17 protein-coding genes are annotated in these 21,984 nt (G+C 72.9%); 9 read left to right on the top strand and 8 right to left on the bottom strand.

Annotation, left to right across the window (positions count from 1 at the left end; genetic code table 11):
- The first annotated feature begins 868 nt into the window (after positions 1-868).
- Positions 869-2,254 carry an MFS transporter gene (locus tag ACWD35_RS24565; protein WP_451353434.1) on the top strand — a complete coding sequence of 462 codons (1,386 nt, stop codon included), beginning with the start codon at positions 869-871 and terminating at the stop codon, positions 2,252-2,254.
- A gap of 45 nt (positions 2,255-2,299) precedes the next feature.
- On the opposite strand, the gene ACWD35_RS24570 is transcribed toward ACWD35_RS24565, so the two are convergent.
- From ACWD35_RS24570 to lnt, 4 genes are all read right to left on the bottom strand, one after another.
- Positions 2,300-4,225: a helix-turn-helix domain-containing protein gene (locus tag ACWD35_RS24570; protein WP_451353435.1), complete on the bottom strand. Its 1,926-nt coding sequence runs from the start codon at positions 4,223-4,225 to the stop codon at positions 2,300-2,302.
- An 85-nt stretch (positions 4,226-4,310) separates the two neighbouring features.
- Positions 4,311-5,132: a 3-hydroxybutyrate dehydrogenase gene (locus tag ACWD35_RS24575; RefSeq protein WP_451353436.1), complete on the bottom strand. Its 822-nt coding sequence runs from the start codon at positions 5,130-5,132 to the stop codon at positions 4,311-4,313.
- 55 nt (positions 5,133-5,187) lie between these two features.
- Positions 5,188-5,670: an NUDIX hydrolase gene (locus tag ACWD35_RS24580; RefSeq protein WP_451353437.1), complete on the bottom strand. Its 483-nt coding sequence runs from the start codon at positions 5,668-5,670 to the stop codon at positions 5,188-5,190.
- Between the two features lie 68 nt (positions 5,671-5,738).
- Positions 5,739-7,352: an apolipoprotein N-acyltransferase gene (gene lnt, locus ACWD35_RS24585; protein WP_451353438.1), complete on the bottom strand. Its 1,614-nt coding sequence runs from the start codon at positions 7,350-7,352 to the stop codon at positions 5,739-5,741.
- A 371-nt stretch (positions 7,353-7,723) separates the two neighbouring features.
- Between lnt and ACWD35_RS24590 the strand changes: the two genes are divergently transcribed.
- Positions 7,724-8,695 carry an O-antigen ligase family protein gene (locus tag ACWD35_RS24590; protein WP_451353439.1) on the top strand — a complete coding sequence of 324 codons (972 nt, stop codon included), beginning with the start codon at positions 7,724-7,726 and terminating at the stop codon, positions 8,693-8,695.
- A gap of 37 nt (positions 8,696-8,732) precedes the next feature.
- Here the strand turns inward: ACWD35_RS24590 and ACWD35_RS24595 are convergent, their stop codons facing one another.
- Both ACWD35_RS24595 and ACWD35_RS24600 read right to left on the bottom strand, forming a co-directional pair.
- Entirely contained in the window at positions 8,733-9,272 is a 540-nt protein-coding gene (locus ACWD35_RS24595; protein ID WP_451353440.1) for a hypothetical protein, read from the bottom strand.
- 88 nt (positions 9,273-9,360) lie between these two features.
- Entirely contained in the window at positions 9,361-10,140 is a 780-nt protein-coding gene (locus ACWD35_RS24600; protein ID WP_451353441.1) for a glutamate racemase, read from the bottom strand.
- A gap of 84 nt (positions 10,141-10,224) precedes the next feature.
- On the opposite strand from ACWD35_RS24600, the gene ACWD35_RS24605 reads away from it, so the two are divergent.
- Positions 10,225-11,397: a glycosyltransferase gene (locus tag ACWD35_RS24605; protein WP_451353554.1), complete on the top strand. Its 1,173-nt coding sequence runs from the start codon at positions 10,225-10,227 to the stop codon at positions 11,395-11,397.
- Between the two features lie 21 nt (positions 11,398-11,418).
- Here the strand turns inward: ACWD35_RS24605 and ACWD35_RS24610 are convergent, their stop codons facing one another.
- Positions 11,419-12,789 (bottom strand): TerD family protein, encoded by a 1,371-nt coding sequence (locus ACWD35_RS24610; protein ID WP_451353555.1) that lies wholly within the window; start codon positions 12,787-12,789, stop codon positions 11,419-11,421.
- A gap of 292 nt (positions 12,790-13,081) precedes the next feature.
- On the opposite strand from ACWD35_RS24610, the gene ACWD35_RS24615 reads away from it, so the two are divergent.
- The 4 genes from ACWD35_RS24615 to ACWD35_RS24630 all read left to right on the top strand — a co-directional run bounded on the left by ACWD35_RS24615 (position 13,082) and on the right by ACWD35_RS24630 (position 17,864).
- Positions 13,082-13,531, top strand: a complete 450-nt coding sequence (locus ACWD35_RS24615; RefSeq protein ID WP_451353442.1) for a DUF6643 family protein — start codon at positions 13,082-13,084, stop codon at positions 13,529-13,531.
- A 42-nt stretch (positions 13,532-13,573) separates the two neighbouring features.
- On the top strand, positions 13,574-14,398 hold the full coding sequence (locus tag ACWD35_RS24620; protein ID WP_451353443.1) for an MOSC domain-containing protein: 825 nt from the start codon (positions 13,574-13,576) through the stop codon (positions 14,396-14,398).
- Between the two features lie 260 nt (positions 14,399-14,658).
- Entirely contained in the window at positions 14,659-15,264 is a 606-nt protein-coding gene (locus ACWD35_RS24625) for an Rv1733c family protein (protein ID WP_451353444.1), read from the top strand.
- 161 nt (positions 15,265-15,425) lie between these two features.
- Positions 15,426-17,864 (top strand): right-handed parallel beta-helix repeat-containing protein, encoded by a 2,439-nt coding sequence (locus ACWD35_RS24630; protein ID WP_451353445.1) that lies wholly within the window; start codon positions 15,426-15,428, stop codon positions 17,862-17,864.
- 49 nt (positions 17,865-17,913) lie between these two features.
- Here the strand turns inward: ACWD35_RS24630 and ACWD35_RS24635 are convergent, their stop codons facing one another.
- Positions 17,914-20,316, bottom strand: a complete 2,403-nt coding sequence (locus tag ACWD35_RS24635; protein WP_451353446.1) for a hypothetical protein — start codon at positions 20,314-20,316, stop codon at positions 17,914-17,916.
- 292 nt (positions 20,317-20,608) lie between these two features.
- Between ACWD35_RS24635 and ACWD35_RS24640 the strand changes: the two genes are divergently transcribed.
- Both ACWD35_RS24640 and ACWD35_RS24645 read left to right on the top strand, forming a co-directional pair.
- Positions 20,609-21,439, top strand: coding sequence for a DeoR/GlpR family DNA-binding transcription regulator (locus ACWD35_RS24640; RefSeq protein WP_451353447.1), 831 nt, complete (start codon positions 20,609-20,611; stop codon positions 21,437-21,439).
- 63 nt (positions 21,440-21,502) lie between these two features.
- Entirely contained in the window at positions 21,503-21,967 is a 465-nt protein-coding gene (locus ACWD35_RS24645; protein ID WP_451353448.1) for an SRPBCC family protein, read from the top strand.
- Positions 21,968-21,984: the final 17 nt, after the last annotated feature.

Consider the following 21,984-nt stretch of genomic DNA (forward strand, 5'->3'; position numbering starts at 1 on the left):
GGCGCTGGCAGGGCCGTGCGTCGATCGAAGAAAGCAAGTGGCTGCTCGTATCGAGTCGGGCTGTGAAAGTTGCCGGCCGACCTGGGCGAGTGAATCTGAGTCGACCCTCGTTCGAGGTATCCCGTAAGTCGTTCGTAGGCGTGATGGGCGTCGTTGATCAGGTGCTCGGCCTCGGCACGGGTGCCGCAGTCGGTGACCTTGCCGACGCCCGTCGCAAGGAATTCCCCTGCACTGTGCTGCCGATCGGCCGCACAGCTCGTATCGTCGCCGCCTCACTCCTCCGCGTCCTCGAGAGCGGCGAGCCGACAGCCCCGCCGGATCAGGCCGGCGGGGCTTCGTCCTGCTGTCAGGTGTCACGCGCGAATCACAGACCTCGCGGACACGCTCCCGGCACAGGATCCCAAAACTGGACATACATGTCCACATAGGACTGGACGGACGGTCCTGGACGGCTTCTACTACATGTGCCATGTAGGACCGCGGAAAGCTCCCCCCTGCACATCGGGCGATTCCGCCCGTTGCCGCAGGTCAGAAGCGGGTAGTGCTGTGTACCACCAGCAGACGAAGAATCTGCTGGGACGAACGCGCACCACGCCCAGGCACAGCGTCTTGTCCGTGCCCGCAGAACCGAGCCCTCAGCGCGGGAGTCAGCACCGCGCTGTCAAATTACCCCGAACTACGCGTCCCGGACGGCACTCGTTCCGACCACCTTCGAGCCCCTGAACCGCCCTTCCGCGAGCCGGCATGGTGGCCGCACGCATAGCCAACCCGCAAACTATGTTGCCCCGCCACATGTGCGCCTGACCTGCATGTTTCTACCGTGTGCCGACACGTTCCCGTCCCCACCGCACACGAGGAAGTGGCGCACATGGCCTCCCCGACCACCGCTCCCCCACCCCCCACCAGCCTCCCCCGCATCGTCGCCGCCAGCCTCATCGGCACCACCATCGAGTGGTACGACTTCTTCCTGTACGGCTCCGCCGCCGCGCTGGTGTTCAACAAGCTGTTCTTTCCGGGCTCCGATCCGCTGGTCGGGACGCTGCTGTCGTTTCTGACGTACGCCGTCGGGTTCGCGGCCCGGCCGCTGGGGGCGCTCGTGTTCGGGCACTACGGCGACCGGCTGGGGCGCAAGAAGCTGCTGGTGCTGAGTCTGCTGCTGATGGGCGGGGCCACCTTTGCCATCGGGCTGTTGCCCACGCACGCGACCGTCGGCACCGCCGCGCCCGTGCTGCTCACCACGCTGCGGCTCGTCCAGGGGTTCGCGCTCGGCGGCGAGTGGGGCGGGGCCGTGCTGCTGGTGTCCGAGCACGGGGACGCGCGGCGGCGCGGTTTCTGGGCCTCGTGGCCGCAGACCGGTGCGCCGGCGGGGCAGTTGCTCGCGACCGGTGTGCTCTCACTGCTCACCGCGGTGCTCTCGGACGCCGCCTTCGACACCTGGGGCTGGCGGATCCCGTTCCTGCTCTCCGGTGTGCTGGTGCTGATCGGTCTGTGGGTTCGTCTCTCCGTCGACGAATCCCCGGTCTTCAAGGAGGCGTTGGAGCGCGTCGAGTCCCGGCGGGCGACCGGTGGCACGGAGACCCTGCCGCTCGTCTCCGTGCTGCGCCACCACTGGCGGGACGTGCTCGTCGCGATGGGCGCGCGGATGGCCGAGAACATCAGCTACTACGTCATCACCGCCTTCATCCTCGTCTACGCCACGGATTCGGCCGGCGTCTCCAAGCAGACCGCGCTCAATGCCGTACTCATCGGCTCCGCCGTGCACTTCGCCGTGATCCCGGCCTGGGGCGCGCTCTCCGACCGGGTCGGGCGGCGGCCGGTGTACCTGTTCGGCGCGGCCGGTGTCGGTCTGTGGATGCTCCCGTTCTTCTCGCTCGTGGACACCGGATCGTTCGGGTACCTGGTGCTCGCGGTGACCGTCGGCCTGGTGCTGCACGGTGCGATGTACGCGCCGCAGGCCGCCTTCTTCGCCGAGATGTTCGCGACCCGGATGCGGTACTCCGGCGCCTCCATCGGCGCCCAGTTCGCCTCCGTGGCCGCGGGTGCGCCCGCCCCGCTCATCGCCACCGCGCTGCTCGCCGACTACGGCAGCTCCACCCCGATCGCCCTTTACGTGATCGCCGCCGCGGTGGTCACTCTGGTCGCCGTGGGCGTGGCCCGGGAGACGCGGCACCGGGACCTCGCGGAGGTGACGGCAGCCGGTGACGGCGAGGGCGCCACGGCGGGCAACGCGACCGCCGAGGCACGGACAGTCTGACCGGCAGCACCCCACTGCCCCCCGTACGGCGCTCGCCTACGGGGGTCAGTGCCGTTCCGGCACAGACAACCGGTGCAGTCGCAGGGCCAGTTGGATCTCCAGGGCGCGGGCCGGGGTCTGCCAGTCCTCGCCCAGGAGACGGCCCACCCGTTCCAGCCGCTGGGCGACGGTGTTCACGTGGACGTGCAGCGCGTCCTTGGTGCGAGCCGGGCTCATCCCGCAGGCGAAGTACGCGTCGAGCGTGCGCAGCAGCTCCGTGCCGCGTCGCTCGTCGTAGGACGCGATCGCGCCGATGGTGCGCTCGACGAATCCGCCCACGTCCCGTTCGCCCGCGAGGAGGAGGCCGAGGAAGCCGAAGTCCTCGGCCGCCGCGCCGTCGCCCGCGCGGCCGAGCAGGTGCAGCGCGTCCAGGCAGCGGCGGCCCTCGGCGTAGCCGGCGGTCACGGCATCGGGGTGTGCGGCCAGGTCGGCGACGGGCGCCGAGGCGCCGACGGTGACCGGCTGGTGGACGGCCGTGCCCAGCTGGCGGGCGGTGCGGCGGGCCACGTCCGCGGCGGTGTCGCCGCAGGCCAGCGGCAGCAGCAGGACCGTGCCGCCGTCGCGGGCGGCGGCCAGGCCGTGCCGGGTGGCGGCGAGGTGGGACGCGGCCGACCACAGGCGGCGGCGTGCGGCGGCCTCCTCGTCGGCGTCGGCGGACGGGCCGTCCAGGCGCGCGGCGAGGACGACATGGGTGGCGTCCAGGTTCGCGTCGAGGCGGGCGGCGCGTTCGCGCAGCAGGCGCGGATCCCGGTCGCGGGCGTCGAGGAGGTCGTCCAGCAGCTCGCCCCGTACGCGCTGCTCGGCCTCGGCCGCAAAGCGGCGGGCGAGCAGGAGCAGCGAGGTGACCATCGCCGCGCGCTCCAGCGTGCGCTGGTCGACGGGGTCGAGGCCCGGGTGCCCGCGCAGCACGAGCGCGCCGAGGAGTTCACCGCCCGCGGCCACCGCGGCGATCCAGTCGCTACCGTGCCGTACAGCGTGTCCTTCGGCGCGCGAAGCCTCCAGCGCGTCGGCGGGTGCCGTACCGTTCTCTGCGAACTCGACCGTGCCGTCCAGGACTTGGGAGACGGCGGCGGCCACGTCGTGGACCCCGCCGCCGCGCAGGACGAGTTCGGCGAGCCGGTCGTGGACCTCGGAGGCGCGCTCGATGACGGCGCTGCGGTCCCGGATGATCTCGTTGGCCCGCTCCAGGCCGGACAGGGCCGCGCGCGTCTCGGTGAGCAGGTTGGCGGTGTCGATGGCGGCGGCGGCAAGCGCGGCGAAGGAGCCGAGCAGGGCGATCTGCTCGCGCTCGAAGACGCGGGCGCGGCGGTCGGCGGCGTAGAGGACGCCGATGACGTGCGGGCCCAGCATCAGCGGCACACCGAGGATGGCGACCAGGCCCTCGTCGCGGACGCCGGTGTCGATGGCGCGGGTGTGCTGGAAGCGGTCGTCCTGGAAGTAGTCGTCGGTGACGTAGGGCCGCGCGGTCTGGGCGACCAGTCCGCCGAGTCCCTCCCCCATGCCGAGGCGCAGCTGCTGGAAGCGGGCGGCTACGGAGCCCTCGGTCACGCGCATGTAGGTGTCGCCGCGCGCGGGGTCGTTGAGGCTGAGGTAAGCGACGTCCGTGCCGAGCAGCGAGCGGGCGCGCTGCACGATCGCCTGGAGGACGGCGTCCAGGTCCCGCAGACCGGCGAGGTCGTGGGCGGTCTCGAACAGCGCGGACAGCTCCGCCTCGCGCCGCCGCCGTCCCTCCAGCTCCGACCGGACGCGCAGGGCAAGCAGCTTGGCCTGTTCCAGTGCGGCTATCCGCTCGGCCGGGAGACCCTCGGCGCGGGCGAGCAGCACCGGCTGCTCGTACGCCTCCACGGAGGCGTCACGGGCCAGCAGTGCGAGGTACGGGGCGTCGGCGTGGTCGGCGGGACGCTCGGCCGGCTGGACGTGATCGCGAGACATGGTCACAGGATTCCGCATCGGCGGCCCGGCCGTTCGGGCCTGTGGACAACTTCCGCGCCCGGCGCCGCAGGCGGGCTCAGCGGGTTCAGTGCGCTGTCCACCCGCCGTCGAGCACCAGTGAGGTCCCGGTGACGAAGGATGCCTGGGGGCTGCACAGATACGCGACGGCCTCGGCGACCTCCCCCGGTTCGAGGAGCCGCCGCACGGCGCTGTCCTTCAGCAGCACCTCCGACACCACCCGCTCCTCCGGAATGCCGTGCGCCCGGGCCTGGTCGGCGATCTGCTTCTCGACCAGGGGGGTACGCACATAGGCCGGGTTCACACAGTTGGAGGTCACGCCATGGGCCGCGCCCTCCAGCGCGGCCGTCTTGGACAGGCCCTCGAGACCATGTTTGGCAGCCACATACGCGGACTTGAATGCCGAGGCGCGCAGTCCATGGACGGAGGACACATTGACGATCCGGCCCCAGCCCTGCTCGTACATGTGCGGAAGCGCGCCGCGGATGAGCCGGAACGGCGCCTCCAGCATCACGGTCAGCACCATGTGGAAGACGTCGGGCGGGAACTCCTCGATGGGGCACACCAGTTGGAGGCCGGCGTTGTTGACCAGGACGTCGGTGCCGACGGCGGCGCGTTCGGCGGCGCCGAGATCGGTGAGGTCCAGGGTGTGCGGCACGACCGTGCCCGCGAGGTCGCCGTCCCGCCGGGCGAGTTCCGCCAGCTCGGCCAGGCCCGCCGCGTCCCGGTCGACGGCTCTCACCCGGGCGCCTGCCGCGGCGAGCCGCAGCGCACAGGCGCGGCCGATGCCGCTCGCGGCACCCGTGACGAGGGCGGTCCGGCCGCCGAGGTCGAGCGGGACGGGCTGGGTGTGCGGCTGGGCGGCGAGCGGGGGGCTGGACGAGGTCATGTGCCGACCCTAGGCCGGACCCCAGCCCTCAACACATGTGGTGAACAGCCATACTTCAGTCGTGGCTCGTAGGGTCAAACCATGTGGGTGCCTCGGCCAGGGCCTGCTTGATCCGGAAGAGTCCGAACTCGTTGAGGTCGGGCAGCGCGTCCACCTCGAACCACCCCACCTCCAGCGACTCGTCGTCGTTCACCCGCGCCTCGCCGCCCACGGCCCGGCAGCGGAAGGTGATGTCCATGTACTGGCAGACGTCCCCGTTGCCGTAGGTGACCGGTTCCGGGGAAGCCTGGACGAGGACGACCTCCTCGGCGACGCAGCGCACCGCCGTCTCCTCGAAGACCTCCCGCACCGCGCAGGCCGCGGGCTGCTCGCCCGGCTCCGGGATGCCCCCGATCACCGCCCACCGGCCGGTGTCGGACCGCCGCCCCAGCAGCACCCGGCCCTCGTCGTCGAAGACGATCGCGGTGACCCCGGGGAGCCAGAGCAGCTGATGGCCCGCCGAGGCCCTGATGGTGCGGATGAAGTCCGGAGTAGGCATGCGTCCGACCCTATCGGGCCGGTCCGCGGCCTTCTCGCCGGTTCAGGGGGCGTACAGCGGTCGTACGGCTACGCGCCACCGGCGCGCCGGCCGCGCACTCCGGACCCGATCGCCCAGCCGATACCGCCCGCGGCGACCAGCACCAGGGCCATCTCCGGCAGGATGCCCAGCTGCGTCGCGGGCGTCTTGGAGGTGCGCAGCGGCACCTTCTGGACGAGGTAGGCGGGCACGAACATGCCTGTCTTCTGGGTGATCTTCCCGTCCGGCATGATGATCGCGCTGACCCCGCTGGTCACCGGCACGGTGACGGTCCGGCTGTGCTCGACGGCGCGGACACGGGACATGGCGAGCTGCTGGTAGGTCATCTCGCTGCGGTCGAAGGTCGCGTTGTTGCTCGGCACGGAGATCATCTCCGCGCCGTGCGTGACGGTGTCCCGCACGGCCCAGTCGAAGGCGGCCTCGTAGCAGGTCGCAAGGCCTACCTTGGCGCCGTCGATGTCGAACACGCCCGGCGTGCTGCCCCGGCTGAAGTCCTGACGGACCATGCTGGTCCAGTTCTTGTTGATCGCGCCGACGAGCCCGCGCAGCGGGAGGTACTCACCGAACGGCTGGATCTGCCGCTTGTCGTAGGTCTGGGTCGGTCCCTGGCCCGGGTACCACAGGATCTGCTCGTTGAGCAGCCTGCCGCCCTTCTCCACCACGCCGCCGACCGAGACGGGCGCCCCGACGGCCTTGGCAGCGCCGTCGATGACGGCAGCCGCGTCGAAGTTGGTGTAGGGGTCGATGTCGGAGGAGTTCTCCGGCCACAGCACGTAGTCGGGCTTCGGGACCTTGCCCGCCTTGATCGCGGCGGCGAGCTTGAGGGTCTCGCGCGCGTGGTAGTCGAGCACGGCCCGCCGCTGGGCGCTGAACTCGAGCCCGGAGCGCGGCACGTTGCCCTGGATGACAGCGACGGTCGCGGTGCCGTCCTCCGCCTTGTCGCTCACCAGCGACCTGGCGGCGACCGCGCCCGCCACCGGCACGGCCACGCTGAGCAGCGCGGCGGCAGCGGTCGCGCGCCGGACGTCCAGGCCGCGTCGCCGCTCCACGATCAGCCGCACGGCCTCGTACAGACCGAACCCGCACAGGACGACCGCGAAGCCGAGCACCGGCGCGCCGCCCACGGCGGCCAGCGGCAGGAAGACACCGTCCGCCTGCCCGAAGGCGATCTTGCCCCAGGGGAAGCCGCGGAACGGTACGCGCGCGCGTACCGCCTCACCGGCTATCCAGACGGCGGCGGCCCACACCGGCCAGGCCGGCAGCTTGGCCACCGCGGAGATGCCGACCGCGACCAGGGCGACGAAGACCGCCTCGATGGCGACCAGGGCGAGCCAGGGGCCGGGACCGACTTCCACGCCGGTCCACACCAGCAACGGCAGCAGGAAGCCGAGCCCGAAGACGTAGCCGAGGCCGAGCGCCGCCTTCCACGTGCGTCCGCGCAGGAGCCAGGCGAAGCCGGCGAAGGCGGGCACGGCCAGCCACCACAGGATGCGCGGCGGGAAGCTGAGGTAGAGCAGCACTCCGCAGAGCGCGGAGAGGGCGGCCGGGGCCAGCCGGCGCACCAGACGGCTGCCGCGCGCGCCGGGCCCGGGCTGCGACTTGAGCTGGTCCGACTGGTCCACGGAAGTTGCGGTGACGGTCACCCGGGGAGTGTACGGCGCGTGACCAGGCCGCCGACAACGCAGCCCGGACGCCGGTACCCGCCACCGAGGCCTTCGGCGCGAGCATCCGTACATGTGCCCCAGGGGCGGCACACGTCCCGTAAGTGGGCGGGAATCACGACCTTCCTGTGCAACTCGTCCACAAACCGGCCATCAGCCGTTACGGTGTGCCCGAGCCTCGGCGCTGCGGCCGGATCCGGTGCGCGACCGAGGGCTGCACGGGCCGGGAGACCGGAGTACGAGGGCGGCGGGTGGGTCGTCAGGGGAGCGGCGGGTTGGGTTCTACGGGGACGAGGTCCGCGGGCGGGGTGGACGTGGACAGCAGCAGGCGAAACGTTTCTGACGGGGTCGGCATGATCCTGCTGGGGTCCTGCGCGGGGTGGTCGCTGATCACCGCGGCGGCTCACGACGGGCGCCCCGAGGGCGTGCTGCTCGCGGTGCTCGCCGTGGCCGCCGGCTATGCCTCGGGCCGGATCTCCGGGGCGTTGCTGCCGGTGGTCGCGCCCGGCGCCGGTGCCGTGGCCGGGCTCGCCCTCGCCGTGTCCGTCCCCGATCTCTCCCCCGGTCTGCGCTCCGCCGCCCCGCTCGGGCACGCCGGTGCCACCGGGGCCCTGCTGGCGCTTGCCACGGGTTCCGCGTGCTGCGCCGCATGGGCGACGCCCGTGCCGGTGCTGCGGCTCGGGCTGCGGGTGCTCGCGGTCGGGATCACGCTGACGGGGGCGGCGGTCGGGTCGACGGCCGGTTGCGCAGCCAGTGCCGTCGTCCTGCTGTGCTCGCTCGCCGCGGGCTCGATGCCCCACCGGGGCGCCGGTGTCGCGGGCCTGGCCGTGGCCGCGGCTCTGGTGGCGGGGACCACCTGGGCGGTCGCCGCCGACGCCCTGCCCGGCGGTCTCGCCGATGCGCTCGGCGGCCGGTTCACCGTGCACCGCGTGCAGCTCTGGCACGACGCGCTGCGGCTCGCGTGCCGGGACGCCGTCCTGGGCGCTGGTCCCGGGCGCTTCGGCGAGCTGAGCCGCACCGCGTCGCAGGCGCTGCCGCCCGACGGCAGGCCGCACTCGGCCCCGCTCCAGCAGGCGGCCGAGCAGGGGCTCGTCGGGGTGCTCCTGCTCGCGGCAGCGTTCGGCTGGGTCCTGCACGCCCTGTGGCGCACCCCGCGCTCCACCCCGGTCGCCCTCTCCGCGGGCGCGGCGTTGACGGTGCTGGCCGCGCTCGCCTCGGTCGGCAACGCACTGAGCTTCCCCACGGTGACGGCGGGGGCGGGGCTTCTGGCGGGGTGGGCGACCGCGCGCCCGTGGGCGGGTGAGGGCATGGAGCCCCCGGGGTGAGCCCTGCCTGAGGCGGACGTGGGACCTGAGCGGTGATTCAGCCTGCTGTGCCCGGCGTGATCGTCCGCAGCCGGGCCCTGATGGCCCGTACCGCCGATTCGGCGTTGTCGACGGTGATCGTGAAGGTGTGGCCGTCCCACAGGCTCAGCACGATGCCCTCGCCGCGCCGGACGACGACCGCGGTGCCCTTCTCGGGGCGCCACCGGTAGCCCCAGCCGCCCCAGTGACGCGGGGTGACGAGTGCGGTGAAGTCGGCGCCGGCGACCTGGGAGAGCGGGATGCGGCGGCGTGGCACCCCGATGTGGCCGCAGCGCACTTCGAGGGACTCCTCGTCGAGCCTGAGGTCGACGTGCACGAAGGCGAGCGTGCCGAAGAGGACCAGCAGACCGGCCGCGATGCAACCCACGACGGACATCACCAGCGGGGCGATGCCCGAGGTCCAGGCCGAGTCCACGGCCAGCTCGATACCGAGGGCCATGCAGGCCGCGCCGACCAGCGCCAGCAGCCACTGGACCCGGTTGGTGGCGCGTCCGGTCCAGACGCACGCAGCGTCCTTCGCATGGGGGCGGTCCCTCATGTTTACGAGGTTACTCAGGTTTCCGTGCGCGGGTACCCGCTCGCACAGGGTGACTGCTCCGGGCGGCCCAGCGAGGTCGCCCGCCGGTTCACGCCCGGTCGGCCAGCGGGCCGGCGGCGGTCAGCAGCCGTCCTTCGGCGTAGTGCAGCGCCGGCCCCGGCAGCTCGCCCTCCCGCCCGCTCAGCAGCACCGTCAGGGTGCCGTCGGCGGGGGCGTCGGGGGCGGGCTGTTCGCCGATGCGGCGCAGGGCCTGGGTGGCGACCGCGCCGGCGGAGCCGTGCAGGACGAGCGGGGCGGCGCCGGGGCGCTGCACAGCGGTGCGGATACGTTCCGCCACCAGTTCGTAATGGGTGCAGCCCAGGACGACGGTCGTTACATCGTCCGGCGTCAGCTCCGTCGCCGCGGCGACCGCGGCCTCGATGGCCGCCTCGTCCGCGTGCTCGACGGCCTCGGCGAGGCCCCAGCAGGGGACCTCGGTGACCTTGACCCCGTCGGCGAATTCTTCGATGAGACCGCGCTGGTAGGGGCTGCCGGTGGTGGCGGGGGTCGCCCAGATCGCGACGGATCCGCCGCCGGCCGCGGCCGGCTTGATGGCCGGGACCGTGCCGATCACCGGGATGCCAGGCTCCAGGCGGGCGCGCACGGCGGGCAGGGCGTGCACGGTGGCCGTGTTGCAGCCGATGATCAGGACGTCGGGCCGACGGGCCGCGGCGGCCTCGGCGACGGCCAGGGCACGCGCGGTGAGGTCCTCGGTGGTGCGGGGCCCCCAGGGCATGCCGTCGGGATCCAGGGAGAGGACGAGATCTGCGTCGGGCCGCAGGCGCCGTACCGCGGCAGTGGCCGCCAGCAGGCCGATTCCGGAATCCATGAGCGCGATCTTCACCCGGCAACGATAGACGATGGGCCCTTGTGAGCCCGTCCGGTGGGGCAGACTGCGCCCGTGAGCGCCCACATGTGGATGACCGTCGTATCGCTCGTCTCGCTCGCCGCCTGGTGCTGGCTGCTGCTGTGTCAGGGGTTCTTCTGGCGCACGGACGTACGGCTGCCGCCGCGCCGGGACCCGGGGGCGTGGCCGTCGGTCTGTGTGGTCGTCCCGGCCCGCGACGAGGCCGCCGTGCTCTCCGTGAGCCTGCCGTCGCTGCTGGCGCAGGACTATCCGGGGCGGGCGGAGGTCTTCCTGGTGGACGACGGGAGCACGGACGGCACCGGGGAGCTGGCCCGTGAGCTGTCCCGGCGGCACGGCGGGCTGCCGCTGACGGTGGACTCCCCCGGTGAGCCGCCCGCGGGCTGGACGGGCAAGCTGTGGGCGGTGCGGCACGGCATCGGCCTCGCACACGCGCGTGAGCCCGAATATCTGCTGTTGACGGACGCGGACATCGCGCACGCGCCGGACAGCCTGCGCGAGCTGGTGGCCGCGGCCCGCACCGGTGGCTTCGACGTCGTGTCGCAGATGGCGCGACTGCGAGTGGAGAGCCTGTGGGAGCGGCTCGTCGTTCCCGCGTTCGTGTATTTCTTCGCGCAGCTGTATCCGTTCCGCCGGATCGGGCGGAAGGGCTCGCGCACGGCGGCAGCAGCGGGCGGCTGTGTGCTGCTGCGCGCGGACATGGCCGAGCGGGCGCGGATCCCGGACGCCATCCGGCACGCCGTCATCGACGACGTGGCGCTCGCGCGCGCGGTGAAGGGCGTCGGCGGGCACGTGTGGCTGGGGCTGGCCGACCGGGTGGACAGCGTGCGACCGTATCCTCGGCTGGGCAGTCTGTGGCGGATGGTCTCGCGCAGCGCGTACGCCCAGCTGCGGCACAACCCCCTGCTGCTGCTCGGTACGGTCGCCGGGCTCGCGCTGGTCTACCTGGTGCCGCCCGCGGCCGTGGTGACGGGCATGGCCACGGGCAGTACAGCGACGGCGGTCATGGGTGCGGCTGCGTGGACGGTGATGACGGGAACGTACGTCCCGATGCTCCGTTACTACCGGCAGCCACTGTGGCTCGCACCGCTGCTGCCGTTCACCGCGTTCCTCTACCTCCTCATGACGGTCGACTCCGCCGTGCAGCACTACCGGGGGCGCGGGGCGGCCTGGAAGGGCCGTACGTACGCCCGTCCCGACGCCGTGCCCGACGAGAGCTGAGCCGGTCGAGAGCCGATCGGGCTACTTGCGCCCAGGTGTCCAGTTCATGCCCCACCCGTAGGCGCGGTCCATGGTCCGCTGCGGGCTCACCCCGCGCTCGGGTACCAGGTAGCGCGCCTCGCGCTGGACGACGAGATCGCCGCCCGTGTTGGTGATCAGGGCGAGCGCGCACACCGTGGAGGGGACCGTGCACTCGTCCAGCGAGAAGTCGATGGCGGCGCCGTGCTGGGGCTGGAGGGTGACGGTGGCGTGCAGGTCGGCGAACGATGCGGCGCCTTCGTAGATGGTGACGAAGACCAGGATGCGCCGGAAGTCCTGTTTGTGGTCGAGGTTGATGGTGAGGTTCTCACCGCTCGTCACGGCGCCGGTGCGGTCGTCGCCGTCGAGGTGGATGTACGGCGGCCGGTGCAGCGAACCGAACGCGTTGCCCAGGGCCTGGACGACTCCCTTGCGGCCGTCGGCGAGTTCGTACAGGGCGCACAGGTCGAGGTCGAGGTTCCCCTGCCCGGCGCCCCAGCGTCCGCCCCAGCCCGGGAGCTGATTGCGCATCTGCCAGTTGAGGTTGACCCGCATGGCTCCGGACGTGCCGCCCTGCTTGGCGAGCGACACGGAGGGGGCTGCCTTGGTGAGGGTGACCTTGGAGAGGCGGACCGGCGGCGTGGACGGGGGCGGGGGCGGCAGCGGGGCGGCCGTTGCGCCCGGGGGCGGTGGGGGCAGGGGAACGGCCGTCGCGCCGGGAGGCGGCGGGGGCAGGTGAGCGGCCGGGGGCCCCATGGGCGCCGGGGGCGCCCCAGGCAGGACTGTCGGTACGGACGGTACGGCAGGCGGCGCGGCGGGCGGGGCGGGCGACACGGGCGACGGTGCCGCGTGCTGCGGCTCGTCCACGGTGATCCCGAAGTCTGTTGCCAGGCCCTCGAGTCCGCTGCTGTAGCCCTGGCCTACGGCGCGGAACTTCCAGCCGCCCTGACGGCGGTAGAACTCTCCGAGAACAAAAGCCGTCTCCACGGTGGCGCCCGAGCTGTCGAAGCGGGCGACCACCGTGCCGTCGGCCGCGTCGGTCACCTCGATGTACAGGCCGGGGACCTGGCCGAAGGTCCCGCCGTCGGCGGAGGCCGCGAGGACGACCCGCTCGATGGCGCCCTCCACGCGCGCGAGGTCCACGGAAAGGGTGTCGGTGACCCGGTCCCCGGCGGCCCGCTTGCCCTCGTGGCGCACCGCGCCGGAGAGGTGCGCGGGCTGGTTGTAGAAGACGAAGTCGCCGTCGGAGCGGACTTTTCCGGTGGCGAGCAGCAGCGCCGAGGCATCGGCGTCGGGCACGCCGGGTCCGGAGCGCCAGCCCAGTTCGACGCGCAGGGCCGTGCCCGGCACCGGCGTATTGGAGCCCTTCGGCATTGACATGTCCGCCCCCATCCTGTCGGCGCCGGGTACACCCGGCGGTCCCAGGCCATCTCTGCCCGCTCAACCTATTCCCGGGTACGGCGAACTCCCATGAACGGCACAGGAAGATCGCCGGTCAACCGACGGTAACCCAACAGGAACTCGCCATTTACACGATCCAAACGTTGACCGGCGCCCCTTTTGGGAAAGTTCGCTCGCATTGGGGATCTCAAGGCACTGCCGACACGGAAAACAACCCTCTTATCGGTCTCCCCAACCAGCACATCGTGGGCTTAACTTATGTGCCATGACCTCCCCCCGCTCCACTTATGGTGGCGGCTACTACTCCGCCTCCTTCCCGGACACCCCGATCTACGACTCGCTCGTGGCCGAGCGGGGCACCCCGCAGATCGCCCCGATCCGGGTCCCCGCCGTCTACGACTCGGGCAGCAACCTGCCCGCGCTGCCGTCGGCGCTCCCCGCGCTCCCGGCGGCCCCGTCGCCGCAGGTCCCGGCCTACGGCTACCCGCAGCAGGCGCAGCCCGCTCCGCTGCAGCAGGCACCCACGGCGTACATCCCGCAGCAGGCGAGCGCGCCGCGCGGCTATCCCGGCCCGCAGGCCCCGCAGCAGCGCCCGATGGCGGCGGGTCCGATGGCGACGGGCACCGGGTACGAGGCCATGCGCCCCGCCGCGCCGCGCCCCGTGCAGGCCCAGTACCAGGACCCGTACAACAACCAGCAGTACCGCGGCTACTGACGGGGACCCCGGGCTGTCGGTGCCACCTGGCACGATGGCGGCATGGGGAACGCGAAATTGCAGTCGATCCATGTCCATCCGGTCAAGGCGTTCCGGGGCCTCGCGCTCCGGGAGGCCGTGGTGGAGCCCTGGGGCCTGTCCGGGGACCGGCGCTGGACGCTGATCGACAACGGGGGAATGGTCGTCACACAGCGGGAGCAGCCGCGTCTCGCGCTCGCCGCCGCCGAGCCACGGCCCGGCGGCGGCATCAGTCTGTCGGCGCCCGGCTTCCGGTCGCTGATAGTGCGGGAGCCGGCGCCCGGTCCGACGGTGCAGGTGAACATCTTCGGCACGAAGGTGGAGGCGGTGCCGGCCGCTGCGGCAGCCTCCGCCTGGTGCAGCCACTATCTGGGGGCGGAGGTCCGCCTGGTCCACATGGACGATCCGGCCACCCGCCGCCCGGTCGATCCCCGGTACGCGCTGCCCGGCGAAACGGTCAGTTTCGCCGATGGCTGCCCGCTGCACGTGACCACGCTCGCCTCGCTGGGCGCCCTGAACTCCCTGATAGCCGAGGGCAGGAACGCGGCCGAGGGCCCGCTGCCCATGAACCGTTTCCGGCCGAACCTGGTTGTCGGCGGCACCGAGCCCTGGGCGGAGGACCACTGGTCGCGCATCGCCGTCGGCGAGGTGGAGTTCCGGGTCGCCAAGTCGACCGCGCGCTGCGTCGTGACCACCACCGACCAGGACTCCGCGGTACGCGGCCGGGAACCCCTGCGCACGCTGGCACGGCACCGCAACATCAACCAGCGGCTGATCTTCGGGCAGAGCCTGGTGCCCGTGTCCCCCGGCACGATCCGGGTCGGCGATCCGGTGCGGGTGCTCCAGTAGGGCTCGAGGACCGCACTGTGTCCTGACGGGAGGGGGCCGGAGCACGAGAACCGGCGCGATCACGCCGGTTTTCCGCGACCACTCCGGCATTCCCCAACTCGGTCGGCGAACGGGGAACCAGGGGCCGGGACCCGGTCGTTGGGACGTGTGAGAAATTCGTGAGGGATCCCGGTCGGATGTGAAGTCGCTCTCTCCTGGACCGGGCTGGGGGCGATTGACCGCGCCGGGGGTTGTGTCGGTGCGGAAGGGGGGTGGGGTACGTGCGGGCACTGACGGGACTGTGGCGCTGGCGGCACAATCCGCTGCGCCGTGCGACGGATGTGGCCGAGGCGTGGGTGGCCCTCGTGGCACTGGTGCTGATCACCGTGGCCGCGCCGGTGATCGGCAGTCTGGTCGGCGCCGCGGCCCAGGACTCGCTGCAGCGGTCCGCGCGGGAGCAGCAGCACTCCCGCCACCTCGTCACGGCCACCGTGGTGCGTGACCTGGGGGACGCCCCGCCGGAGACCGACCCCGACACCTCCGCGGTGCACGCGTCCCGGCGCCGCGTCGTCGCCGACTGGACGGCACCGGACGGCACCCGGTGGCACGGCCGGGCCCTGACGCGCCTCCAGTCCCCGCAACACGGCGACCATTTCAGACTGTGGACGGACGGGCACGGCCGAATAACGACCCGCCCGCTGGACTCCGCGACGGCGACGGCACACGCGGTGCTCGCCGGCCTCGGCGCGGCCCTGATCACCGCGGGCCTGGTCGAGGCCGGGCGGCGCGTGACCGTGTGGCGCATGGTCCGACGCCGGTACGCGCGTTGGGACCAGGCCTGGGACCGAGCGGGTCCGGACTGGGGCAAGGCAGGCACCGGCAGCTGACCGCCTTCCGGCTCTGGTCAACCCATCCCTCGCGCGCACGCTACGGTGGACCGGCCGAAGCGCTTTCGGTGACGGCCCACGGACGATGAACCGCACGGGCCTGCCGGTTTCGTGGGCGCGATGGAGCCATCAGTACGACGAGGTGGGGGCACAGCAACGCCATGGCACAGGGCACGGTCCAGGTGACGCACAGCGGTACCTCGCGGTGGCGGCGCCGCACGGGTGAGTACGCATCGCTCGCCGCCGCCCTGGACGCCGCCACCGACGGCGACGTCCTCACCATCGCCCCCGGCACCTACCGGGAGAACCTGGTGATCCAGCGCGCGGTGACGCTGCGCGCTCCCGAGGGCGCGCCGGGCTCGGTGCGGATCGCGCCCGTGGACGGGGTGCCGCTGACCCTGCGCGCCTCGGCCGTGGTGCACGACCTGCACGTCGAGGGCCAGGACGCGGCAGCGCCCGCCCTGCTGGTCGAGGAGGGCGCGCCCGAGCTGACGGGCCTGCGGATCGTCACCCGGTCCGCCACGGGCATCGAGGTGCGCGGCGGGGCCCGGCCGACCGTGCGGCGCTGCAGCGTGGACAACCCGGCCGGCATCGGCATCGCCGTGCTCGACGGCGGTGGCGGGGTGTTCGAGGAGTGCGAGGTCGTCGCCGCCGGGCAGGCGGGCGTGGCGGTGCGCGGCGGCGCCCACCCGCGCCTGGAGCGCTGCCGGGTGCACCACGCCTCCGGCACCGGCGTGTCCGTGACCGGCGAGAACTCCGCGCTGGAGGCGGTGGGTTGCGAGGTGTACGAGGTCCGGGGCGCCGGTGTGCAGGTGACCCAGCAGGCCAGCGCGCACCTGACGGACTGTGATGTGCACCGCACCGCGACCGACGGGGTCACGCTGGACACGGACGCGGTGCTCACGCTCGCCGACTGCCGGATCCACGACATCCCGGAGAACGCGGTCGACCTGCGCTCGCGTTCGGTGCTCACGCTGACCCGGACGACGGTCCGTCAGTTCGGCCGCAACGGCCTGTCGGTATGGGACCCGGGCACCCGGGTGGACGCCAACCAGTGCGAGATCTTCGACAGCACCGGCGACTACCCGGCCGTGTGGGTGAGCGACGGCGCCACCGCGGTCCTCGACTCCTGCCGGGTGCACGACGTGCCGGACGCGCTGTTCGTGCTGGACCGCGGCTCACGCGCGGACGTCGTGGACAGCGACCTGTCGCAGGTGCGCAACACGGCGGTGTCGGTGAGCGACGGGGCGACCGCGCAGCTCGACGACTGCCGGATCCGGGAAGCGGCCACGGGCGCCTGGTTCCGCGACCACGGCAGCGGGGGCACGCTCAGCAACTGCACCCTGGACGGCACCCAGACCGGCGTGATCGTCACCAAGGGCGCCGACCCGACCATCGAGCGCTGCACGGTCGACTCCCCCACAGAGGCCGGTTTCTACGTGTCCGCCGGCGGCCGGGGCAGTTTCCTGGGCTGCCGGGTCAGCGGCAGCGGCGGCTACGGCTTCCATGTGATCGACGGCTGCCGGGCGACCCTGCGCAAGTGCCGTACGGAGCGGTGCGCGCGCGGTGGTTACGAGTTCGCCGACGCGGGGCCGGACGCGGGTTCCGGGACGGGACCGGTGGTGGAGGACTGCACCAGCGACGAGAGCGGCGGGGTCAAGCCGCGCGCGGTGCACGAGACGGCCGTACAGACGACGGCACAGTCCCCCGGGCTGCTCGGCGCGATTCCCGGGCAGCGCACCACCGAGCAGGAGCCGCTCGTCGCCGCGGCGGAGCCGGAGAAGCCGGCCCGGACGTCGAAGGCCGTACTCGGTGAACTCGACGCGCTGGTCGGCCTGGAGAGCGTCAAGCGCGAGGTGCGGGCTCTGACCGACATGATCGAGGTGGGCCGGCGCCGGCAGCAAGCGGGCCTGAAGGCGGCCTCGGTCAAGCGGCACCTGGTCTTCACCGGCTCCCCCGGCACCGGCAAGACGACGGTCGCCCGGCTCTACGGCGAGATCCTCGCCTCCCTCGGGGTGCTGGAGAAGGGTCACCTGGTCGAGGTGTCACGGGTCGACCTGGTCGGCGAGCACATCGGCTCCACGGCGATCCGTACTCAGGAGGCGTTCGAACGGGCGCGCGGCGGTGTGCTGTTCATCGACGAGGCCTACGCGCTGTCCCCGGAGGACGCCGGGCGGGACTTCGGCAAGGAGGCCATCGACACGCTGGTGAAGCTGATGGAGGACCACCGGGACGCGGTGGTGGTGATCGTCGCCGGGTACACGGCGGAGATGGAACGCTTCCTGTCCGTCAACCCCGGCGTGGCCTCCCGCTTCTCACGGACGATCACCTTCGGCGACTACGGCCCCGAGGAACTGCTCAGGATCGTGGAGCAGCAGGCCGACGAGCACGAGTACCGGCTGGCGCCGGGCGCGTCCGAGGGGCTGCTGAAGTACTTCACGGCGATCCCGAAGGGCCCGGCGTTCGGCAACGGCCGGACCGCGCGTCAGACCTTCGAGGTGATGGTGGAGCGGCACGCGAGCCGGGTCGCCCAGGTGGACGACCCGACCACGGACGACCTGACCCTGCTGTTCGCGGAGGACCTGCCGGAGCTGCCCTGACCGCCGGCAGGCCGAACAGCGGGCGTCGACGGCCTCATCCGAAGGTGCCTTACCCGGAGCTGACTTGGCCCGCTCGCTCCGGTTCCGGGCGCTGTTCCGGCAGTTCCGGGTGCAGGCGGGCCAGCAGGCGTGCGCGTTCGCGGGCGAAGACCGGGTCCGCCTGGTAGTCGCAGTGGCCGAGGATCGGGGCCGGGAGCGGGTGTTCGGGCGTGCGGCCGTAGGCCAGTGGGTCCCGCAGGGGTTCGTGGTCCACGTCGGGGCCGGTGGTGTCGCGCACCCGGACCGGGCCGCCGATCGGGTCGGTGAGCCGGTAGAGGTTGCGCCAGCAGGCGACGTCGCGGTGCAGGGCGGCCAGCGCGGGCGGTCCGAAGTGGGCCGGGAACCAGCGGCCGTACAGGCGCTCCAGCGGGGAGCCGTAGGTCAGCAGGGCGACGCGCCCGCGGGCCTCGGGCGTCAGCTGCCAGGCGGCAGCAGCGGCCAGGACGCTGCCCTGGGAGTGCCCGGAGAGGACCAGACGGCCCCCGGTGCGCCGGGTCCAGGTCGCCATCCGCCAGGTCAGGTCCGGTACCGCGCGCTCGGCGTAGCAGGGCGGCGCGAAGGGGTGGGCGGCGCGCGGCCAGAAGGTGCCGACGTCCCAAAGGATGCCGATGGTGCGCCGGGCGGAGGCGTCCTTGTAGGCGCGGCGGCCCCAGGTGACGAACGTCAGGAAGCCGAGCCCGATCAGCCAGGAGCCGAGTGCCTGTGAGGTCTCGACCGCGGCCTGGACGGCGTCGTGCGCGCGGCGCGTGGCCCCGTCGGGGGTCTCTCCGGTGGCCGCGGCCCCGGCCAGCGCTCCGGCGCCCAGTACCAGGGTGGTGACGCAGAGGACGGCAACGACGAGAGGCGTTCGGTCCGTGAGGCCGGCCATCGCCCGGACGTGGGCGATGGCGCGGCTGCGGGCGTGGTCCTCGGGCTCGCCGGGGTGCTCGTCGTGCAACCGCGCGCGTTCGGCGCGGCTGAGCCGGGCGGTGTGTACGGCGAGTCCGGCGGCCAGGACCAGCAGGACCGCGAGCAACGGTGGGATCGCGGACGCCTGCCAGGTCAGCAGCACCGGCGGCCCGGCGAGGGAGGCGCGGGTGCCGTCCAGCCAGTCGGCGACGCGCTGGGCCACCCCGCCGGACATCACTCCGCCGAGCGCGCAGCCGAGCAGGGCGACCGCGGGTCCGCCGAGGCCGCTCATCCCGGTGCGCGGGTCGGGGCGGCGGCGGTACAGGTCGTGGGCGACGGCGGCCAGGGCGAGGACGAGCAGCCCCTGGGCCAGCATCAGGCCGCCGAAGGCCGGGTCCGAGGGCAGCCGCCCGGCGGACCGCCAGCCGGGCCGGGGCCAGCAGGCGTACAGCAGCGTGAGCAGCAGCAGACCGAGCCCGGCGAGCGGCAGGCCCCGTACGAGGTGCCGGTCGAGCGTGTGGTCGAGGTGCTGCTCGCTGCGGCCCCGGCTGCAGACCACGCCCACGACGGCGACCGCGCCGCCGCACAGGGCCGCGGCCAGCAGCCAGCTCAGGACGTTCAGGGCCGCGGGGCCGCCGGGGCGGTGGTCGAAGCGGGCCGCCGGTGTCGCAACGGCGGCGGCGACGGTCAGCAGGCCCGCCGCGGTGTGCGCGGCACGCAGCCGGGCCACGAGGCGGCGCCCGTACCAGAAACCGGGCCGGCTCAGGGCGCTGCTGTCGGTCTGCGGTTCAGGCTCGTGGGTCGGTTCAGGCTCGTGGGTCGGTTCAGGGTCGCGGTTCATCGGCCGGTGGGACTCGTAGTCGCTCCAGGTGCGGTGCGACAGGTACCAGAGCAGGCCGGTGAGCGCGGCCGGGGCCAGTGCGGCGAGGGTGAGCCGGCGGCCGGGCGCGGTCCACCAGCCGCCGGACGTGCCGGGCGAGAGGAAGCCCAGCCAGGAGTGGCGGCGGGAGCAGGCGCGCACGCCCGCGCATTGCCAGGCCACCAGATCCACGGCGACCTCGCAGACGGCGGCCACCAGCAGCACGGTCAGGGTGAGTGCGGCCAGGCGCACCAGGAGGCCGTACAGCCGGACAGTGCGCTGCCGGCCCGGTGCGGCCGGGCGCATCCAGTGCGCGAGGTTGACCACCATGAACGGCAGCAACAGCAGCCACAGCGCGCGGCTGCCGTCACCGGAGGTGAGGTTGCACCAGACGTACGCCTCCTGCACCGGCCCGCTCCGGGACCGCTCCCCCGCTTCGGCGCCGACGTCCGCGGCGCGCCGGAAGACGGCGGCCGTGTCGTCGCCGGTGATCCGGACGGTGCGCGGATCGTCGAGCATCTTCTCGGGCGTGGTGCCGCCGACCCCGTGGACCAGGAGTTCCAGGTCGGTCTCCGGCTCCCCCGGCCGGGCGGCGGCGCTGTCCGAATGCGCTGCGGTGGCGCTGTCCGTGTGCTCCAAGACGGTTCGTTCCTGTGCACGTTCCACTGTTCTCGCACTTCCCCCGTGACGCGGCCTGCGGCCTGTGTGCGTGCCCACAAGGATGGCGTGTTACGGGCCGCTGTGCACCTCTCGTCATGGAATCTCCCCGATCCGTGTGACAGCGGGCTGGGAACCTGTCATCGGGTCGGCATGTGCGCATCGTCACGGATGGTGGCGCAACCGGTACCGACCCGTGAAAGGATGGGACGCCCGCGCACCGTGGACGGATGGAAGAACCTGGTCGGAGCAGGTGCGCCTGGCATGTCGGACGGTTGACGGCGAAAGGACCGGAGCGTACGTGAGCGAGAATCAGAACCTCCTCGCGGAGCAGCGCCGCGCCCTGATCCTGGACGAGGTCCGGCGCCGCGGCGGCGTCCGGGTCAACGAACTGACCCGCAAGCTCGGCGTGTCGGACATGACCGTGCGCCGTGATCTGGACGCGCTGGCCCGCCAGGGCATGCTGGAGAAGGTGCACGGCGGCGCGGTGCCGGTGGTCGAGGCGAGCACCCACGAGCCGGGCTTCGAGGCCAAGTCGGGTCTGGAGCCGACGGCCAAGGAGGACATCGCGCGCGCCGCCGCCCAGCTGGTCACGCCGGGTACGGCGATCGCCCTGTCCGGCGGTACGACGACGTACGCGCTCGCGCACCACCTGCTGGAGGTGCCGGATCTGACCGTGGTGACGAACTCGGTGCGGGTCGCGGACGTCTTCCACGCGGCGCAGCGGTCCTCGGGGCAGCGGCCGGGCGCGGCCACGGTGGTGCTGACCGGCGGGGTGCGCACCCCGTCCGACTCGCTGGTGGGGCCCGTGGCCGACCAGGCGATCGCCGCGCTCCACTTCGACCTGCTCTTCCTCGGGGTGCACGGAATATCGGTCGAGGCCGGCCTCTCCACGCCGAACCTCGCGGAGGCCGAGACCAACCGGCGCCTGGTGCACTCGGCGCGCCGGGTCGTGGTGGTGGCGGACCACACCAAGTGGGGCACGGTGGGCCTCAGTTCGTTCGCCACGCTGGAGCAGGTGGACACGCTGGTGACCGACGCGGGGCTGCCCGCCGAGGCGCGGGCGGAGATCTCCGAGCACCTGCGGCAGCTGGTGGTGGTGGGCGGGACCGAGGACGACGAGGACATCTGACGGCACATCAGCTAGGCTCTGACGGTACGTCAACTCGACAACTATACGAGGGAGTTCGTCGCGATGGCTCGTCGACTGCGCCCGGTCGGGACCGACTTCGTCCAGGCCGCACCCGTGCGGCTCGTGTTCACCCGGGACATCGCCGCCACCCCGGACGCCGTCTTCCACGCCCTCGCCGAGGACGTCGGTGGCTGGCCGGAGTGGTTCTCGGCGGTGTCCTCGGCCCGGCCCACCGAGGGCGGGCGCGAGGTCAGGCTGCGCGGTGGCACCCGCTTCGAGGAGACGGTGCTGGTCGCGAAGGCGCCCGAGGTCTACACGTACCGCGTCGACGTGACCAACACGCCGGGAGCCCGCGCCTGGGTCGAGGAGTGGCAGCTGGCTCCGGCGGGCACCGGGACGCGCGTGCGGATGACCTTCGGGCTCGACGGTACGACTCCGTTCCGCCTGGTGTGCCGTCTCGCCCGGCCGGGCGTCGGGCGCGCCTTCCGGCAGGCTGTCGGCGCGCTGGACCGACGGCTGCGCAACTAGGCCGAGAAGAGGGTGAC

The sequence above is a fragment of the Streptomyces sp. NPDC002671 genome, from assembly GCF_053592475.1.

What these genes read in the sequence shown, in the direction of transcription:
- ACWD35_RS24590 (WP_451353439.1), top strand. Translation starts at nt 7,724, where the DNA reads ATGATCCTGCTGGGGTCCTGCGCGGGGTGGTCGCTGATCACCGCGGCG.
- ACWD35_RS24580 (WP_451353437.1), bottom strand. Translation starts at nt 5,670, where the DNA reads ATGCCTACTCCGGACTTCATCCGCACCATCAGGGCCTCGGCGGGCCAT.
- ACWD35_RS24570 (WP_451353435.1), bottom strand. Translation starts at nt 4,225, where the DNA reads ATGTCTCGCGATCACGTCCAGCCGGCCGAGCGTCCCGCCGACCACGCC.
- ACWD35_RS24620 (WP_451353443.1), top strand. Translation starts at nt 13,574, where the DNA reads ATGGGGAACGCGAAATTGCAGTCGATCCATGTCCATCCGGTCAAGGCG.
- ACWD35_RS24605 (WP_451353554.1), top strand. Translation starts at nt 10,225, where the DNA reads ATGTGGATGACCGTCGTATCGCTCGTCTCGCTCGCCGCCTGGTGCTGG.
- ACWD35_RS24600 (WP_451353441.1), bottom strand. Translation starts at nt 10,140, where the DNA reads ATGGATTCCGGAATCGGCCTGCTGGCGGCCACTGCCGCGGTACGGCGC.
- ACWD35_RS24610 (WP_451353555.1), bottom strand. Translation starts at nt 12,789, where the DNA reads ATGCCGAAGGGCTCCAATACGCCGGTGCCGGGCACGGCCCTGCGCGTC.
- ACWD35_RS24630 (WP_451353445.1), top strand. Translation starts at nt 15,426, where the DNA reads ATGGCACAGGGCACGGTCCAGGTGACGCACAGCGGTACCTCGCGGTGG.
- ACWD35_RS24595 (WP_451353440.1), bottom strand. Translation starts at nt 9,272, where the DNA reads ATGAGGGACCGCCCCCATGCGAAGGACGCTGCGTGCGTCTGGACCGGA.
- ACWD35_RS24575 (WP_451353436.1), bottom strand. Translation starts at nt 5,132, where the DNA reads ATGACCTCGTCCAGCCCCCCGCTCGCCGCCCAGCCGCACACCCAGCCC.
- ACWD35_RS24615 (WP_451353442.1), top strand. Translation starts at nt 13,082, where the DNA reads ATGACCTCCCCCCGCTCCACTTATGGTGGCGGCTACTACTCCGCCTCC.
- ACWD35_RS24645 (WP_451353448.1), top strand. Translation starts at nt 21,503, where the DNA reads ATGGCTCGTCGACTGCGCCCGGTCGGGACCGACTTCGTCCAGGCCGCA.
- ACWD35_RS24565 (WP_451353434.1), top strand. Translation starts at nt 869, where the DNA reads ATGGCCTCCCCGACCACCGCTCCCCCACCCCCCACCAGCCTCCCCCGC.